Source organism: Corynebacterium kalidii (assembly GCF_022869005.1).
GTDB classification, from domain to species: Bacteria; Actinomycetota; Actinomycetes; order Mycobacteriales; family Mycobacteriaceae; genus Corynebacterium; species Corynebacterium kalidii.
In genome coordinates this window covers 45,499-63,114 of record NZ_JALIEA010000007.1, presented here as the reverse complement: position 1 = coordinate 63,114, position 17,616 = coordinate 45,499, and the positions used below count along the sequence as shown (strand labels likewise).

Genomic DNA, 17,616 nt, shown 5'->3' with positions numbered 1-17,616 from the left:
GAAAGGGCGTCAGCTGTGACTTTCACCGTCCCGAACCCCACCCCTGTGACGAAGACGCCGGAGTGGCAGGCACTGGTCGCCCACGCGACGCGGTTCAAGGGGACCACCCTGAAGGACCTCTTCCGTGAGGACCCGGGCCGGGCCGGCGACATGACGTTCGACGTCGGACCGCTGCACGTCGACCTCTCGAAGAACCTCGTCGACGAGAACACCGTGCGCCTGCTGCTCAACGTGGCCCGGGCGAAGGGGATCGAGCAGTACCGGCAGGCACTGTTCAACGGTGAGCACGTGAACACCACCGAAGACCGCGCGGCGCTGCACACCGGGTTGCGCGTGCCCATCGACCAGGACCTCAGTGTCGACGGGCAGGACGTCGCCGCCGACGTCCACCACACCCTCGACCGGATGCGGGAGCTGGCCAAGGCCCTGCGCAGCGGTGAGTGGCGGGGTGCCACGAACCACACGATCAAGAACGTGGTGAACATCGGCATCGGCGGCTCCGACCTCGGCCCGTCGATGGCGGCGCAGGCACTGCGCGAGTACTGCACCGCGGGCATCACCCCGTACTTCGTCTCCAACGTCGACCCGGCGGACATCACCGCCACGCTGGACGGCCTCGATCCGGAGTCGACCCTGTTCGTCGTCTCCTCGAAGACATTCACCACCTCGGAGACCCTGGCCAACGCCCACAGCGCGAAGCGGTGGCTGCTCACCGAGTTGAAGCGGACGGGCCTCGACACCGACGACGAGGCCGTGGTGACCGATGCCGTGGCCAGGCACTTCGTCGCGGTGTCGACGAATGCGGACGAGGTCGCGAAGTTCGGCATCGACACCCGCAACATGTTCGGCTTCTGGGACTGGGTCGGCGGACGGTTCTCCGTGGACTCGGCGATCGGCCTGTCGCTGATGGCCGCGATCGGGCCGCGGGACTTCATGGAGTTCGTCGCCGGTTTCCACGACGTGGACAACCACTTCTACTCCGAGCCCCTGGAGATGAACGCGCCGGTCCTGATGGGACTGCTCGGGGTCTGGTACACCTCGGTGCTGAACTCCCAGTCCCACGTGGTGCTGCCGTACTCGCAGGACCTCAGCCGGTTCCCTGCCTACCTCCAGCAGCTGATGATGGAGTCCAACGGCAAGTCCGTCCGCATCGACGGGGAACTCACCACCGTGGAGACCGGCGAGGTCTACTGGGGTGAGGCAGGCACCAACGGTCAGCACGCGTTCATGCAGCTCATCCACCAGGGGACCCACCTGATCCCCGCGGACTTCATCGGGTTCGTCAACCCGCACACCGACCACCGCAGTTCCGACGGGGAGACCAGCATGCACGACATGCTGCTGTCGAACCTGCTGGCCCAGTCGCGGGTGATGGCCTTCGGCAAGACCGCCGAGGAACTGCGTGAGGAGGGCGTGGACGAGGCGCTCATCCCGCACAAGGTCATGCCGGGCAACCGTCCGTCGACCACGATCATCGCCGACAAGCTGACGCCGCGCACGCTGGGCTCGCTGATCGCCCTCTACGAGCACATCTGCTTCGTGCAGGGTGTGGTCTGGGGCATCAACAGCTTCGACCAGTGGGGTGTGGAGCTCGGCAAGAAGCAGGCCAACGAACTGCTTCCCCTGCTGGGCAACAACACCGACTCCTCCGACGTCGACACCGGGGACCCGTCGACCGATTCGCTGCTGCGCCACATCCTGCGCAACCGGAAGCGGTAGAGCACCGGGAGGACGGCCCGTGAAGCGCGCCTCGGGACGCCCACCGACGGATCAACCGGATCCCCGCATCGTCGATGCAATCCTCCCGCTGCTCAGGATGCTTCGCGATGAGTCCCCCGTCCCGGCCTCCGTCCTGGCCGGGTGGACACAGACGACGAAGCAGGCGGCGCTGGTACTGCACGCCCTCGACTACCTGCAGATGGACCCGGACACCGGCATCACGATGACCCGCCTCGGGTCCACCGCAGCGCATCTCTTCGCCTCTGCTGACAGCGTGTGCGTCGAACGGTTGCTGGCCTTCACCGAGCACAACGGGGGCCGGGTATCGGTGGCCCAGGCTCCGCGGACGGGAGGATTCCTCGACCATTCCGACCACCGGGAGGTCGCCACCCTGCTGGAACAGACCAGCTCCCGTCTGACCCGGCACCGGACCGAGCTGTTGCGCCAGCTGACCACCATGTCCGACGCCGCTTTCGTCGACACACTCAAACGCCTGGTGACGCGGTATGTCCCCGGCAACGTAGACAGGGACGCCGTAACTGTCGTGGGCGTCGACGGGAATACCGTGGACATCGTCGTGGAACGGACCGACCCCGCCACCCGGCGCCACTTTTTCCGCACCGTTTGTCCCTCCGGCAGGCCTCTGATCCGGACCCGCGATACGCAGATCTGCGCGCGACATGCCCGTGACCTCGGGTGCGACGACGCGTACATCCTCACCACGGGAGGTTTCACGCCGGGCGCAGGGGCCGACAACTCCGGCGGCATGGGGCCTGCGCACCTCATCGACGGCCGGCGACTCACGTCGATGCTGACCTTCTACGACATCTCCCCCGTCCACGATCCATCAGGCTCGGGCTGAGCACCCCGCGCCCCGTCACCTCCACCGCCTCCTGAGAGCCCGGGGCGTTGGTGGTTTCTCACCCAGAAAACCACCAACGCCCCGGGCTCTCAGGCTGACTGGGCCGGGGGACGTTCCCAACCCCCGGCCGATACCGCAGACACCGCCGACACCGCCGCCACCGCGCGTGCCACGGCGTTTCTCACCAGCTCACGGAGCTTCCCGGGGCTCCGCAGATGCTCCTTGGTGAACCGCAGAACCTCCCACCCCATGTCACGCAGCGCGAGAAACTGGTCGAAATCGACATCGGTCTGCCCTGCAGCCTGGTGGTGTGCGCCGTCGTAGTAGAGGGCGATCCTCAGGTCACGACACCCGAGGTCCGGCAGAGTGTGTCGTGGCCAGTCGCCGGGTGCGCCGGGTTCGAGGTCGACCCGGGTCTGCGAAGTCCAGGTGTACGGTTCCGGCAGCAGGTCCCGCACCATCAGCCTCATCACCGTCTCCATCGGTGACTGCGCACCGTCGTCGGCGAGGTCGAGCACCCGGCCGAGGGCCTTCCGGTCGACCATGCCCGCCGCTGCCCCACGAATCTGTTCGCGGGTGACCCAGGTGCACTGGGCGAAAGCGTCGGTGAACTGCACCGCCCGGACCTCACGTCGTGTCAGGTCCGGGACGTCGTGGACCCACCAGCTGTGGCGTCCGGTGAGGATTGTCCACAGGCACTGTGCGGCGGCGACCGCCGGGGCAACGACCCGCAGCCGTGGGTAGCCGGCGACCGGGCAGGTGGTGTCGAGGTTCTCGGGCAGGGGCCGGATCACCGGGTGCATCGGTGAGGCCACGGCGTGTGCCGTCACGGTGGACCTGCGGTTCTTGGTCCCGCTGTGCAGCAGGACCGGGGCGTGGTCCGCCCAGTCCGGGCGTAGACCGTACACCGCCGCCGCTCCCCATCCCCCGAGCACCGCGTCCGGGCGGGTGAGGTGGTGTCCTACCGCGCGGGTGACGATGTCGCTGCCGAACCCGCCGAACGCCCAGGGGTCATGGCCGGCCTCCGGTATCGGCACGACGGCGTTGTACGCCACCTGGATGTACCGGTGCCGCAGTTTCCAGTCGCTGACGGTCCCGGATGCCCGTAGTTCGGACCGGATCACCGGCATGACCTCCGGCAGCCGGCGCCAGGTGTGCTCCGGCCCTCGCCCCGGTCGGGTGGTGTCCCCCATGTGTTCCCCTCTTCCCCTCCACGATCCGGCGGTTCCGCCGGAGACCCCGAGTAGACGGCATCCCGGGTGTCGCCGTCCAGTATCTGTCCCCCGTAGCGGGATTCCTGTGGACAACTTCCGCGCGAAGACCGCAGCGGTATCCACAGGGGCCCGTGGCATTGTTGGTTTCTCCCCGGGACAACCGACAACAGCCCGGGCTGGTGGAACGCGGGTCAGCCCGGCTGGCACACCGGGCACCACCAGATGACCCGTTCCAGTTCCCCGTCGTCCCCACCGGCGTCCACCCCTCCCAGGAACCCCTTCATTATCGGGGTACCGCACCGGCGGCACGGTTTCGCGGCCCGCCCGAACACGTAGTTCCCCATCCCGGGTCGACGGTCTCCGGTGAAGACGCGCCTGGGCTCGCGTCGGTTGTCCCACATCACCCTGCGGGACAGGTCCAGCAGGTGCGCGGCCGTCGCCTCGGCGTCCGGGCCGGTACCCACCGGGCGGCGGGGGTCCACACCGCCGAGGAAACAGACCTCGGCCCGGTACTCGTTGCCGATGCCGGCGACGTTGCGCTGGTCCAGCAACGCCGCCCCGATGCTGCGCTCCGGCCGGTCGAGGACACGACGCAGGGCCTCGTCGCGTCCGGGGACGGTGTCCGCCCAGTCCGGCGCCAGGATGTCCGGGCCGAGGTTTCCGGTGACCTGCGCGTAGTCGTCCCGGTCGAAGAGCCGGACGAAGCCCAGGCTGTGGCCCACCGTCTCGATCTGCGGCCCACCGTCGTGTTGCGGGGTCAGTCGCAGGACGACCCGGGCGGTGTGACCGGGGCGGCGCCACCGGGCCCCGGCCGCGTGGATGGACCACACCCCCTCCATCTTCAGGTGGGTGTGCAGGATGCGCCCGTCGAAGTCCATGAAGAGGTGCTTGCCGTAGGGCCATACCCGGGTGACCTGCCGGCCGGTGAGGTCCTCGGTGGCGAACCGGGGCACACGGATGTCGGAGCGGGTCACGGTCCGGCCGGTCATCCACTGCATCCGGTCGGAGAGTTGGAGTACGGAATCACCTTCGGGCACGGGCGCACCCCCTCCTGTTCCTGTTGTCACCGGTCACCGTGTCACGTGTCACCGGTCACCGTGTCACGCCCAGGGTACGCCCTGGCTGCAGTGCCGATCGCACCGTCACCGCACGACCAGCCCCTTCGGGGTCAGGCGTGCCCCGGCCTCGGTCCACGCCGCGGTCGCCGCCGACATCACGTCCACACCGTTGATGCGCTCCACGGTCACAGGGGACAGCCGTCGGGCCTGCACCGCCTCGGACAGGACGGTGACCACCGCGGCGACGTCCCCGGGGTCGGGTACGGCCGGGCTGTCGGACAGTGCGGGACGGGTGAACACGGTGACGGTGCGGCCTCCACGGGTCAGGTGCGCCAGGAGCCGACCGGCCCGCAGGACGACCAGTGCGCCGGCACCACGGGTGGGCCGGGGGACGTCGTCGCCGGGGAGTTCCGGCCACGGCACCGCCGCCCCGTACGGGTTGGCCGGGTCCGACGCCGCCAGCAGCACCGGGCCGGCCGCCGTATCGACGACCGAGGTATCGTCCTCGGCGCGGCGCAGCTGGTCGATGACCTCCCGGGAGGCGAACTGCGCCCCACCCAGACCGTCGACGATGTAGCCGCGCAGTACCGTGCCGTTGTCCTCCCAGGCGGTGAGCATGCGGTAGGCGGCGGCGAACCCGCCCTCGGTGTGCTCGGCGGCCACCGCGCCCCGAGTGACCACCGCGTACCGGTCCAGCCAGGCCTCCCCGGTGGCGATCGCACGGTCGGTGGCCGCCCCGGCGGGTTCGGGCACCTGTGACCACCGTCCGGGCACCCCGGAGTGGGCGTTCATCGCCGCCCGGCGCGCCCGTACCTCCTCGGACGCCACGGTCTGGGCGAAGGTGCTCCTGCCCATCCGCAGCCGCCGGGTGGTCCCCCTGCCCCGGTCCCGACGCGGAGCCTTGTGTGCCCCGGAGCGTGCCCCGGAATGTGCCCCAGCACCACGGGACGTGCCGGAGCCGGGGCGGTCGGTGATCCCGGTGCCGGCCAGGCGGGCGCGGACCGGTGCGAAGGAGTCCGGCATGAGCATCCCTGCGTCGAAGAGTTCCCAGATGGCGGCGTCGACCGTGTCGTGGCTGTGCGGTGTGGCCTCCCCGGCCAGGCCGCGCTCGATCTCGGCGGCGAGGAACGCGCCTCCCCCGCTGACACGGTCACGGATCAGCATCGCCACCGGTCCCAGGCCGTCCGCCACGGCGCCGCCGTCCCCGCCACCGTCCCCGTCCGCCGCACCGTCCGCCGGCCCGTCCACCAGCAGTGGCGCCAGGTCCGACGGCAGCAGCATGATCCGCGGGTCGGTCGCCGAGGTCGCCCCGGCGCCGACGACGGACACCTCGCCGGCGGCCACGAGGTCGTCCAGGTCCGTCGGCCGGTAGTCGGGGATCCGGGCCGGCAGCACCACGGTCTCCCATGCGCTCGCCGGCAGTGCGACACCGGCGAGCTGCTCGATGACCCCGGGCAGGTCCTCGCGCGCACCGGTGCCGAGTCCGTGCCAGTCCGCCAGCACCGCGGCGTAAGTCTGCACGCTCACCGGCTCCAGGGCACCACGGGCCTTGGCCAGTGTGGCGGCACGCAGCCGGCGCAGCACGCCCGAGTCGACGTACTGGTCCCCGTCCCGGTCCTGCCCCGTGTGCGACTCCAGCCGACGTCCACTGACCCAGCGTTTCGCCAGGGAGTCCGCCGTCGCCACACCGAGTCCGAACTCCGTGGCGATGTCGGCGGCGGTGAACGGGCCGTGGGTCCTGGCCCAACGCAGGACGAGCTGGTCGAGGGCGTCGGTCACCGTCTCCCGTGCCGCGGCGACCCCGGGTGGCACGGGGATCCCCAGCCCGTCGCGGAGCAGGGCCGCGTCCTCCACCACCGCCCAGCGCAGCACTCCGCCGACCTTCACCTCGCAGACCCGCCGCGGGATCATCGTGCGCACCTGCTGCAGCACCGTGCCGTCCGGGTCCTCGGTACGCCGGGCGACGTCCTCCGGCGCGAGCGGCCCCAGGGCGCGGAGCATGTCCACGACCTGCTCGGCAGAACGGGCACGCCTGCCCTCCGACAGCCACTGCAGCGACTCCACCACCTCGTCGACGACACCCGGGTCGAGCACCAGCCCCTCGCCACGGGCGCCGAGCACCGCGGCCAGCAGCGCCGGGTCCACCGTCAGCGCCGCCGCCCGCTCTGCGGAGTCCCCCTCGTAGAGGAACGCCCCGGTGTAGCTGAACAACAGCGACTCGGCGAAGGGCGACGGGGTGTCCGTGGTGATCTCGGCGACGCGCATCGACCGGGTCCCCACCGCCGCGACGATCTTCTCCAGCGCCGGCAGGTCGTAGACGTCGCGCAGGCACTCACGCATGGTCTCCACCATGATCGGGAACTCCGGGTGCGGCCGGGCCACGTCCAGCAGCTGGGCGGCACGCTGGCGCTGCTGCCACAACGGCTGACGCTTCCCGGGGTTCCGTCGCGGCAGCAGCAGCGCCCGGGCCGCGCATTCCCGGAACCGTCCGGCGAACAACGCCGACGACCCCACCGACTCCGTCACCTCGGCGACGACAGAATTAACGGAGTTACCGGAGCCACCGTCCCCGCCGCCGGTGAGCAGCTCAATCCCCGGCGCCTCCTCGGTGTACGGCAACCGCAGCACGATCCCGTCGTCGCCGGCGACCGCCATGGCGTCGATACCGGACCGCCGCGACAACGCCGCCCCGATCGCCAACGCCCACGGGGCGTTCACCGACCGGCCCCAGGGACTGTGCACGACGACCCGCCAGTCGCCGACCTCGTCGTGGAAGCGCTCGATCAGCACCGTCCGTTCGTCCGGGACGACCTGTGTGGCCTCCCGTTGCCCCGTGTAGAACGCGTCGAGGTTGCCCCGGGTGTTGTCGTCCAGGAAATCCGCGGCCCGCAGATCCCCATCGACACCACGTCCCCACGCGCGCCGGGCGGCACCGATCACCGGCCCGAGTTCGGCCGGGCGCCCCTCGGCATCCCCCACCCAGAACGGCAGCCGACCGGTGTGGCCCGCCGCCGGGGTGACGATGACCTGGTCGCGGGTGATCTCGGCGATCCGCCACGACGACGCCCCGAGGGTGAAGACGTCGCCGACCCGTGACTCGTAGACCATCTCCTCGTCGAGCTCACCGACACGGCGCCCGCCGGTGTTCTCCCCGTCCGCCGGGAGGAAGACGCCGAACAGCCCCCGGTCGGGGATCGTCCCGCCGGACGTCACCGCCGTGCGCTGCGCCCCGGGGCGGGCCTCGAACCGCCCGGTGGCGGCGTCGTAGACGACCTTGGGACGCAGCTCGGCGAAGTCGGTCGACGGATACCGCCCGCTGACCAGCTCGATGACCCCGTCGAACGCCTCCCGGGGCAACGCGGCGTACGGGTGGGCCCGCCGGACCGTCCGGAACCAGTCCTCCACGTCCACGGTGGTCTCCCCGTCCCCGCCGGCGGCGGCCTGGGCGGCCACCGCCACCGTCTGCTGCGCGAGCACGTCCAGCGCATTCGACACCACCTGCAGCGGTTCGAGCTCACCGGCGAGCATCCGGTCGACGACCACGGTCGCCACCTCGGCGTCCTGCCGGTGCAGCGGGTACACCGTGGCCCGGGACACCGCCCCGACCGAGTGCCCGGCGCGCCCGCACCGCTGCACCGCCGAGGACACGCTCGGCGGCGCCCCGACCTGAACCACGTGGTCGACCAGCCCCATGTCGATGCCGAGCTCCAGCGACGACGTCGCCACCACGCAGCGCAGGGAACCGTCCTTCAACGCCGCCTCGATGTCGGCACGTTCGTCCTTCGACACCGACCCGTGGTGGGCGCGGGCGATGACCTGCGGGGCACCGGACACCGCGGCGGACTGCGCCATCACCTGCGCGGGGTCGCGCCGGGTCGGTGCCGCGAGCGACTCCGGATCGTGCTCCTGCGCCCACATCTCGTTGAGGGCGCCGGTGAGACGTTCGGCGGTGCGCCGGGCGTTGACGAAGACCAGCGTGGACCGGTTGGTCATCACCTGCCCGTAGATCGCCCGCTGGACGTGCGGCCACACGGACTTCTGCTGCGGCAGCGCCGACTCGCGGTCCACACCGGAGGCGACGCGGCTGCCGCTGCCCGCCTCGGTCACCCCGCCGACGCCCTCGCCGATGAGCGACGGGCCGAGCAGCGCCTCGTCGACCACCTCGTCGACCGCCCCGTACTCCTCCTCCGTCACGTCCTCGCCGCCGGCGGCCAGCACGTCCTCCACCGGCGGCGGGTCACGGAAGTCCTCGACCACGCTGCGTACCTGCACGTCCCACCGCTTGTGGGACGGCGGGTTGACCACCGTCACCGGACGGTCCCCGCCGAGGAACGCGGCGACGGTGTCGACCGGGTTCACCGTGGCCGACAGGCCGATGCGCTGCACCGGGGTGTCGCGCAACCGGTCCAGCCGTTCCAGGGTGAGCGTCAGGTGGGTGCCCCGTTTCGTGCCCGCGACGGCGTGCACCTCGTCGACGATGACGGTGTCGACGTCCCTGAGCGTGCCCGCCGGCTTCGACGTGAGCATCAGGTACAGCGACTCCGGCGTGGTGATCAGCACGTCCGGCGGGGTGCGCAGCAGCTTCGCCCGCTCCGCCTGCGGGGTGTCGCCCGAGCGCACCCCGACGCGCACCGGGGCGATGTCGGTGCCGGTGGCCGCGGCCGTCCGCGCGATCCCCGCCAGCGGGACCTGCAGGTTCCGCTCCACGTCCACGCCCAGCGCCTTCAGCGGGGAGACGTAGAGCACCCGGGTGCCGCCGCCACCGTCCTGCCGGTCGGTCATCAGCCCCTGGGACGTGAGCCTCGACAGGGCCCAGAGGAAGGCCGCGAGGGTCTTCCCCGACCCGGTCGGCGCGACGACGAGGGCGTTGTCGCCCCGGCTGATGGCGTCCCACGCCTGCGACTGCACCACCGTGGGCTCGGTGAAGACCTCCCGGAACCAGGTGGCCACCGGCGTGGAGAATCGGTCGAGCGGGTCTCGGGGATCGGTCATGCCCACCAGTCAACCACGCGGGCCGGACACGAGACCGCCGCACGGGACGGGACGGAACCGGCACGGAACCGAGACAGAACACGGAACTGCGCCGCCACTGCGACTACACTAGGGCGCCATGACGCGTTTCATCGACGACGATGCCCTTGCCGGCCGCCTCGCCCAGGGCACCGGAGAGATCCTCAAGGGGGTCCGGAACGTCGGGCTGCTCCGGGGAGGGGACCTGGGCGCGGCCGGGGACGCCATCGCCCAGGACTGGATCGCACGCTGTCTGGCACTGCACCGCCCGGACGACGCGGTCCTCTCCGAGGAGGCCACCGACAACCTGTCCCGGCTCGACCAGGACCGGGTCTGGATCATCGACCCGCTGGACGGGACGCGCGAGTACGCCGGCGTCCGCCAGGACTGGGCGGTGCACATCGCGCTGGCGGTGAAGGGCACCGTGACGGTCTCCGCGGTCGGCATGCCCGACCTGGGGCAGGTGTTCACCTCGGCGGAGTCACGCGCCGTCCTGGGCGCCCCCACCGGACGTCTCGTGATCTCCCGCAACAGCACGCCGGACGTGGCCCCCCACATCGCCGACGCCCTCGGCGCCGAGCTCACGACCATGGGGTCCTGCGGGGCGAAGGCCATCAGCGTGCTGCTCGGCGACAACGACGCCTACATCCACGCCGGCGGGCAGTACGAGTGGGACAACGCCGCCCCCGTGGGCGTCTGCCAGGCCGCCGGGCTGCACTGCAGCCGCCTCGACGGGTCCCCCCTGGTGTACAACAACGAGGACACCTACCTTCCCGACCTGCTGATCTGCCGGCCCGATGTCGCCGACGACATCCTGGCGGCCGCCGCGGCGTTCTCCGCGGAGCACGGTTCCTACACCACCGTGTGACACCGCGGCCGGTAGAATCGGCGGGATGAACTACCTGCGCACCACCGGCGGTCAGAAGGACCGGACGGACTCCCCCTCCCCGGTCGCCTACGGTGGCCTCGCCGTCGCAGGCGCCGCGGCGCTGGCGGCCGCAGCCGCACTCCCCGCGCTCACCGCGGACCTCCTCCAGCGGCGGGGACGACGGGAACGTGAGGCTCCCCGGCCCGGCACCTTCTCCGCCACCGTGGGTGACTCGGAAATGACCGTCTACACCGACGGCCGTTCGCTCTACGACGACATGATCGCCGCGATCGACGACGCCCGGGACATCGTCCTCATGCAGAACTACCTGTGGAAGGACGACGACGACGGGCTGGCGTTCATCCGTGCCCTCAACGCCGCCGCCGAGCGCGGCGTGGAGGTGTACGTGATCTACGACGGCTTCGGGAACATGGTGGTGCCGCGGTCGTTCTACGACAACTTCTCCGACAAGGTCCACGTCGCACGGCTCCCCTTCGCCTCACGGCGGCTCTGGACCGCGCCGCTGCGCAACACCGGGGTGAACCACTCGAAGATCCTGGTGCTCGACGACCACACCGGGTTCGTCGGCGGGTACAACATCGGCTCCCAGTTCGCCGGGCATTGGCGGGACACCCACGTCCGCCAGGTCGGGCCACAGCCGTGGGGGCTGCGCAACGCGGTGGCCCGGATCTGGAACGAGAAGTGGCCCGACGACGGGGACATCCCGTGGACCGCCCCCGACAGCTGGGACTCCAGGGTGCAGGTGGTGGCGAACCTGCCGGTGCAGCTGGTCTACCCGTTGCGGAACATGTACCTCACCGCGATCGAACGGGCCCGGGACCACATCTGGATCACCACCGCGTACTTCATCCCGGACCAGCAGATCCTGCAGGCCCTGTACCGAGCGGCGGACCGCGGTGTGGACGTGCGCCTGATGGTGCCCAAGGAGTCCAACCACATGATCGCCGACTGGGTCAGCCGCGGGTTCTACGCCGAACTGCTCGAACGCGGCGTCACCCTGCACCTGTACGCGGCGACGATGATCCACGCGAAGACCGCCACCATCGACGGTGAATGGTCCACCGTCGGCACGGCGAACATCGACCGCCTCTCCCTGTCCTTCAACTACGAGACCAACGTGGAGGTGACCGACCGGGAGTTCGCGGCGACGATGGAGAAGGTGTTCCTCGCCGACATCGAGCACTGCGAGACGTTGACCTCGGCGTCGTCCCGGTCCTGGCGCGATGACCATCCCCTGTCCCGGGTCGCGGAGATGGCACTGATGCCGCTGAGGAAGGTCCTGTGACCCGGGTGGTGGCCGGCCCCTTCCGGAACCTATCCTGGTAGCCATGAGTTCGGACTCCCCCATCCCCACCCCGTACGAGGACCTGCTGGCCGAGATCCTCGCCGACGGAACCCCCAAGGGCGACCGCACCGGCACCGGCACCCGTAGCCTGTTCGGCCGGCAGATCCGCTACGACCTCTCGGCCGGGTTCCCCCTGCTCACCACGAAGAAGGTCCACCTAAAGTCGGTGGTCGGCGAACTGCTCTGGTTCCTGCGCGGCGACTCCAACGTCGCCTGGCTCCACGAGCACGGCGTGAGTATCTGGGACGAGTGGGCCGACGCCGACGGCGACCTAGGGCCGATCTACGGCGTGCAGTGGCGGAGCTGGCCGACCCCCGACGGCAGGCACGTGGACCAGATCGCCGCCGCGCTGGAGACGCTGACGGCGAACCCGGACTCCCGGCGCAATATCGTCTCGGCGTGGAACGTCTCCGAACTGGACAACATGGCCCTTCCCCCGTGCCACCTGTTGTTCCAGCTGTACGTGGCCGACGGGAAGCTGTCCTGCCAGCTCTACCAGCGCAGTGCCGACATGTTCCTCGGCGTCCCGTTCAACATCGCCAGCTACTCCATCCTGACCCACATGTTCGCCCAGCAGGCGGGCCTGGAGGTCGGCGAGTTCGTCTGGACCGGTGGCGACTGCCACATCTACGACAACCATGTCGAGCAGGTCGAACGACAGCTCAGCCGGGACCCGCGCCCCTACCCGACGCTGTCCCTGACCAAGGCGCCGGACATGTTCAGCTACACCTTCGACGACATTTCCGTGGAGGGCTACGATCCGCACCCGGGCATCAAGGCCCCCGTGGCGGTCTGAGGGAGAGACGACACCGTGAACCACAGCACCACCCCTGCCCTGACCCGTGACGACCTGCGTGCCGCCGGCCTGCCCGACGGCGTGGAGATCGCCATGATCTGGGCCCAGACCACCGACTGCGTCATCGGTGACGGGGCCGACATGCCCTGGTACCTTCCCGAGGACCTCGAACACTTCAAGAACTCCACCGTGGGCGCCCCGGTGGTGATGGGCCGGATCTCGTGGGAGGCCCTGGACCCGCGCTTCCGTCCCCTCCCGGGACGCGACAACGTCGTGGTCACCCGGAACGCGTCCTACGACGCCCCCGGAGGCACGGTGTGCGCCACGATCCCGGAGGCCGTCGCCGCAGCGCACCGGGTCGCGACGGAGCGGACCTCCGGCGACGTGCCGACCGTCTGGATCCTCGGCGGCGGCGAGATCTACCGGCAGTGTCTGCCTGTCGCGGACCGCGTGGTGGTCACCGAGATCGCCTGCGGTGCCCCCGGACGGTTCACCGTGACCGCACCGGACATGCGCGCGACGGTGCAGGACGGTTCGTTCACGGTGTCGGACGGCCCGTGGCTGGAGTCCGACCGGGGCACCGCCCTGACCGGCGAGGACCCGTTGCGCTACCGGATCTGCGAATACACGTCCACGACAACCCCCGACCACGAGGAGTAACCCCCCTGATGTCCGTCACCCTGTACACGACCACCTGGTGCCCGTTCTGCCAGCGCCTCACCGCCGACCTCGACGCCACCGGCACCCCCTACGAGCGCATCGACGTCGAGGAGAACCCCGACGCCGGCGAGTGGGTGAAGTCCGTCAACGACGGCAACCGGGTGGTGCCGACCGTGAAGTACTCGGACGGCACCCACGCGACGAACCCGCCCGCCAACGACGTCCGGGCCAAGCTCGACGCACTGGGGTAGGCCTCCCCAGAAGCACATATTTTGTGAAGCATTTGTGCGGCTCCCGTCCCCGGGCAACCGTCGCACCGGTTCACGACCCACCCCCGTTAGGCTCCTGCTTAGATGCATGTCAGGACGACCTGCGGGGGTGTATTACGTCTCGCTCCCTGCACAACCCCCGTTCCACCTTGAAAAGGTTTCCGCCGGTTCTGTAACTTGTCACCCATCCACAGCTCGCCTGTGACCATTATCACTCACAAGAAAGGGAGCCGATGTCGACACCCGACCTGCGGCACACGCCGTCCCCCGAAGAGTTCATCGAGGCTCAGAGAAGCCCCGAGTTCCAGGAGCTTCGGAAGAAGCAACGGGGGTTCGCCTTCCCGGTGACGATCTGCGCCCTGCTCTGGTTCGGGGCGTACGTTGTTCTCGCCATGTTCACGCCCGACCTGTTCTCGGGGAAGGTCCTCGGCAACATCAACGTCGGAGTCATCCTGGGGCTGCTCCAGTTCGTGACGACCTTCGCCATCACCTACGCCTACGTGAAGTTCGCCGACCGAGAGATCGAGCCACGGACCTCCGCTCTGCGTGACCGCCTCGAGCGCACCGGCGACTTCGCCCAGGCGTGACCGCCGGGCGTCCAGGATTTTCTGACGACCCCGAACTGAGAGAAAACATGCAGACACACCTTCTTGCCCAGTCAGACGCGGGCAACCCCATCCTCAACATCGCCATCTTCATCGGGTTCATCGTCATCACCATGGCGATCGTGACCCGGGCCAGCAAGTCCCAGCAGAAGGACTCCGCCAAGGACTTCTACACCGGTGGCGCCAGCTTCTCCGGCACCCAGAACGGCCTCGCCATCGCCGGTGACTACCTCTCGGCGGCGTCCTTCCTGGGCATCGTCGGCGCGATCGCCCTCCAGGGTTACGACGGATTCCTCTACTCGATCGGCTTCTTCGTCGCCTGGGTCGTCGCGATGCTGCTCGTCGCCGAGCCGTTGCGTAACACCGGCAAGTTCACCATGGCGGACGTACTGTCCTTCCGCCTGAAGCAACGCCCGGTGCGCCTCGCGGCGTCGTTCGCGACCCTGTTCGTGTCGCTGTTCTACCTGATCGCCCAGATGGCCGGTGCCGGTTCCCTGGTGTCCGTGCTGCTGGACATCCACGAGAAGCCCGCCCAGGCCGCCGTGGTCGCCGTGGTCGGTGTGGTGATGATCGCCTACGTGCTCATCGGTGGCATGAAGGGCACCACCTACGTCCAGATGATCAAGGCAGTCCTGCTGTGTGCCGGTGTGTTCATCATGGCCGTCATCATCATGGTGATGGTGAAGGGCAACTTCTCCGAACTGCTGCAGATGGCCATCGACAAGCACGCCGAGGCCGGCACCGCCAACCCCGAGGGCATCCTCGAGCCCGGTATGAAGTACGGCGGTTCGCTCATGGGCCAGCTCGACTTCATCTCCCTGGCCATGGCACTGTGCCTCGGTGTCGCCGGCCTGCCCCACGTGCTGATGCGCTTCTACACGGTGCCGACCGCCCGTGAGGCCCGCAAGTCCGTGACCTGGGCCATCGTCCTGATCGGCGGCTTCTACCTGCTGACCCTGATCCTGGGCTACGCCGCCGCCGCGTACGTCGGTGTCGACCGGATCCAGAACGCACCGGGTGGGGCGAACGCCGCCGCACCGCTGCTGGCACTGGAACTCGGCGGATCGATCTTCATGGCACTGATCTCCGCGGTCGCCTTCGCCACCGTCCTGGCCGTGGTCGCCGGCCTGGCGATCACCGCCTCGGCCTCCGTCGCCCACGACTTCTACGACGCGGTCATCCGCGGCGGCAAGGCCTCCGAGGCGGAACAGGTCCGGGTCTCGAAGATCACCGTGGTCGTCATCGGCGTCGCCTCGATCATCCTGGGCATCCTCGCCATGGACCAGAACGTCGCCTTCCTGGTCTCCCTGGCCTTCTGCATCGCCGCATCGGCGAACCTGCCCACCATCCTGTACTCCCTGTACTGGAAGCGGTTCAACACCACCGGTGCCGTCGCCTCGATCTACGTCGGACTCGTCTCCTCCTTGGTCGTGCTGTTCTTCTCGAACTCCGTCTCCGGTACGGAGACCGCGATGTTCCCGAACGCCGACTGGACCCTGATCGACCTGACCAACCCGGCGATCATCTCCATCCCGCTGGGCTTCCTGGCCGGCATCGTCGGCACCTACCTCGGCAAGCCGGACAACAAGGACGCCCTGCAGGCCGAGATGGAGGTCCGCTCCCTCACTGGTGTCGGTGTCGAGGCCCCGGTCGACCACTAACACCGACCACCACCCAGCGACTCCCCCACCGACCACCACCCGCCACGGTCACCACCGCACCGTCCCCTCCGCCCCACCACGGCGGAGGGGACGTCTGTATTTCAACCCCCGGGACCACCGACCGGTACGCTCAACCCCATGACAGACGCCCTCGTCTCCTTCGCATGGATCGCCGGTGCCGGACTCCTCGCCCCGGTCCTGGCCTTCCTCACGGGCAAACGCGTTCCCGCCGTCGTCTTCCTGCTCATCCTGGGCCTGGTGATCGGCCCGTTCGGCGTCGGTCTCGCCAGCGACGGCGAAGCCGTCGGCCTGTTGCGCGAACTCGGGCTCGGACTCCTCTTCCTCCTCGCCGGCATGGAGATCAACCCGTCGATGCTGAAGTCTCGCCAGGGTGGACACGCCCTGCTCACATGGGCCCTTTGCCTCGTCCTGAGCATCGGCGGCGCCATGGTGCTCACCTCCGGGGACATCGGAGTATCGGTCGTCCTGGGGATCGCGCTGACCTCGACCGCACTGGGCACGCTCATGCCGGTGCTGAAGCAGAACGGGCTGGGCGGGACCCCGGTCGGCAACAGCGTGATGATCCACGGCGCTGTCGGCGAACTGGCCCCCGTCGTGGCCATGGCCGTCCTGTTGTCGGCGCGGACCACCTGGGCCAGCGCCGCGGTGTTGGCCGCGTTCTTCGTCATCGCGTTCATCGTCGCGCTGCTCCCCCGGACCGTACGGACGCTGACACCCTGGATCGGGTGGGCGATCCGCGACGGTGCCGGTTCGACGAACCAGACCGTGATCCGGTCGGTCGTCCTGATGCTCGCCGTGCTCATGGCCGTCGCCGCCGTCTTCGACCTCGATGTCGTCCTCGGCGCCTTCGCCACCGGCATCATCCTGCACCAGATCGTGCCGGACACCTACCGTCCCGGGCTGGAGAAGCAACTGGAGACCGTCGGCTACGGCGTGTTCATCCCGGTGTTCTTCGTGACCTCCGGCATGGCCGTCGACACCGGCGTGATCGCCGACCGGCCGTGGTTCGTCCTCGCCGTCGTGCCGGTCATCCTCCTCACCAGGGGTATGCCGATCTTCCTCCGCGAACTGTGGATGAACACCGGCTCGGAGCTGCACGGCTGGCGCGAGAAACTGGAGATGTCCCTGTACTCGGCCACCGGCCTGCCGATCATCGTCGCGGTCACCGGCGTCGCCACGTCCTCGGGGATCATGGACCAAGAGGAGGCGTCCCTGCTGGTCGCCGGTGGCGCCCTGACTGTCCTGGTCTTCCCGCTCCTCGCCCCGGCGGTCGGCCCGTCGCGGACGACGATCCCCGGCTCCCCCACCGGCGACGCCTGACACAGGGGCACCGCGTTCCCCGTCACCGACACAGACGCGCTACACTGTTCCGGTGCGCCCCAGTAGCTCAGGGGATAGAGCACCGCTCTCCTAAAGCGGGTGTCGCAGGTTCGAATCCTGCCTGGGGCACGACACAACGCAGGGGCCGGTCGTGACAACCCGTCACGGCCGGCCCCTGCGGCATTCA

The 17,616-nt window shown here is 69.5% G+C and carries 13 protein-coding genes and 1 tRNA gene; 11 read left to right on the top strand and 3 right to left on the bottom strand.

Translation table 11 applies throughout. The features are described 5' to 3' along the window. Positions 1-15 precede the first annotated feature (15 nt). Together pgi and MUN33_RS01390 are read left to right on the top strand one after the other, a co-directional pair. The gene (pgi, locus tag MUN33_RS01395) at positions 16-1,719 is read left to right on the top strand and encodes a glucose-6-phosphate isomerase (protein WP_244803127.1); all 1,704 of its coding nucleotides are present in this window, start codon (positions 16-18) and stop codon (positions 1,717-1,719) included. Positions 1,720-1,738: 19 nt separating this feature from the next. Continuing rightward, complete coding sequence (locus MUN33_RS01390; RefSeq protein ID WP_244803126.1) at positions 1,739-2,581, top strand: hypothetical protein; 843 nt, start codon at positions 1,739-1,741, stop codon at positions 2,579-2,581. An 89-nt stretch (positions 2,582-2,670) separates the two neighbouring features. On the opposite strand, the gene MUN33_RS01385 is transcribed toward MUN33_RS01390, so the two are convergent. The 3 genes from MUN33_RS01385 to MUN33_RS01375 all read right to left on the bottom strand — a co-directional run bounded on the left by MUN33_RS01385 (position 2,671) and on the right by MUN33_RS01375 (position 9,845). Next, positions 2,671-3,774, bottom strand: a complete 1,104-nt coding sequence (locus tag MUN33_RS01385) for a DUF559 domain-containing protein (RefSeq protein WP_244803125.1) — start codon at positions 3,772-3,774, stop codon at positions 2,671-2,673. Positions 3,775-3,986: 212 nt separating this feature from the next. After that, complete coding sequence (locus MUN33_RS01380) at positions 3,987-4,832, bottom strand: DNA-formamidopyrimidine glycosylase family protein (RefSeq protein WP_244803124.1); 846 nt, start codon at positions 4,830-4,832, stop codon at positions 3,987-3,989. 105 nt (positions 4,833-4,937) lie between these two features. Further along, on the bottom strand, positions 4,938-9,845 hold the full coding sequence (locus MUN33_RS01375) for a DEAD/DEAH box helicase (RefSeq protein WP_244803123.1): 4,908 nt from the start codon (positions 9,843-9,845) through the stop codon (positions 4,938-4,940). A 118-nt stretch (positions 9,846-9,963) separates the two neighbouring features. Here MUN33_RS01375 and MUN33_RS01370 point away from each other — a divergent pair, with 118 nt between their 5' ends. From MUN33_RS01370 to MUN33_RS01330, 9 genes are all read left to right on the top strand, one after another. Then, a complete protein-coding gene (locus tag MUN33_RS01370; RefSeq protein WP_244803122.1) occupies positions 9,964-10,731 on the top strand; it encodes a 3'(2'),5'-bisphosphate nucleotidase CysQ in 768 nt (255 codons plus the stop codon). A 25-nt stretch (positions 10,732-10,756) separates the two neighbouring features. After that, positions 10,757-12,037 (top strand): phospholipase D-like domain-containing protein, encoded by a 1,281-nt coding sequence (locus MUN33_RS01365; protein WP_244803121.1) that lies wholly within the window; start codon positions 10,757-10,759, stop codon positions 12,035-12,037. 43 nt (positions 12,038-12,080) lie between these two features. After that, entirely contained in the window at positions 12,081-12,893 is an 813-nt protein-coding gene (locus tag MUN33_RS01360; RefSeq protein WP_244803120.1) for a thymidylate synthase, read from the top strand. A 93-nt stretch (positions 12,894-12,986) separates the two neighbouring features. Further along, positions 12,987-13,553 (top strand): dihydrofolate reductase, encoded by a 567-nt coding sequence (locus MUN33_RS01355; protein WP_439647816.1) that lies wholly within the window; start codon positions 12,987-12,989, stop codon positions 13,551-13,553. 8 nt (positions 13,554-13,561) lie between these two features. Beyond that, complete coding sequence (locus tag MUN33_RS01350) at positions 13,562-13,804, top strand: mycoredoxin (RefSeq protein ID WP_244803118.1); 243 nt, start codon at positions 13,562-13,564, stop codon at positions 13,802-13,804. 251 nt (positions 13,805-14,055) lie between these two features. Beyond that, complete coding sequence (locus tag MUN33_RS01345) at positions 14,056-14,409, top strand: DUF485 domain-containing protein (protein WP_244803117.1); 354 nt, start codon at positions 14,056-14,058, stop codon at positions 14,407-14,409. Between the two features lie 47 nt (positions 14,410-14,456). Beyond that, on the top strand, positions 14,457-16,088 hold the full coding sequence (locus tag MUN33_RS01340) for a monocarboxylic acid transporter (protein WP_244803116.1): 1,632 nt from the start codon (positions 14,457-14,459) through the stop codon (positions 16,086-16,088). A 138-nt stretch (positions 16,089-16,226) separates the two neighbouring features. Next, positions 16,227-17,429: a cation:proton antiporter gene (locus MUN33_RS01335; protein WP_244803115.1), complete on the top strand. Its 1,203-nt coding sequence runs from the start codon at positions 16,227-16,229 to the stop codon at positions 17,427-17,429. 56 nt (positions 17,430-17,485) lie between these two features. Further along, positions 17,486-17,558 (top strand) — tRNA-Arg (locus tag MUN33_RS01330). Positions 17,559-17,616 lie beyond the last annotated feature (58 nt).

Bases quoted from the DNA above. Each gene is read 5' to 3' on its own strand.
- MUN33_RS01385 (WP_244803125.1), bottom strand. From the start codon at position 3,774: ATGGGGGACACCACCCGACCGGGGCGAGGGCCGGAGCACACCTGGCGC.
- MUN33_RS01375 (WP_244803123.1), bottom strand. From the start codon at position 9,845: ATGACCGATCCCCGAGACCCGCTCGACCGATTCTCCACGCCGGTGGCC.
- MUN33_RS01370 (WP_244803122.1), top strand. From the start codon at position 9,964: ATGACGCGTTTCATCGACGACGATGCCCTTGCCGGCCGCCTCGCCCAG.
- MUN33_RS01365 (WP_244803121.1), top strand. From the start codon at position 10,757: ATGAACTACCTGCGCACCACCGGCGGTCAGAAGGACCGGACGGACTCC.
- MUN33_RS01360 (WP_244803120.1), top strand. From the start codon at position 12,081: ATGAGTTCGGACTCCCCCATCCCCACCCCGTACGAGGACCTGCTGGCC.
- MUN33_RS01355 (WP_439647816.1), top strand. From the start codon at position 12,987: ATGATCTGGGCCCAGACCACCGACTGCGTCATCGGTGACGGGGCCGAC.
- MUN33_RS01350 (WP_244803118.1), top strand. From the start codon at position 13,562: ATGTCCGTCACCCTGTACACGACCACCTGGTGCCCGTTCTGCCAGCGC.
- MUN33_RS01345 (WP_244803117.1), top strand. From the start codon at position 14,056: ATGTCGACACCCGACCTGCGGCACACGCCGTCCCCCGAAGAGTTCATC.
- MUN33_RS01340 (WP_244803116.1), top strand. From the start codon at position 14,457: ATGCAGACACACCTTCTTGCCCAGTCAGACGCGGGCAACCCCATCCTC.
- MUN33_RS01335 (WP_244803115.1), top strand. From the start codon at position 16,227: ATGACAGACGCCCTCGTCTCCTTCGCATGGATCGCCGGTGCCGGACTC.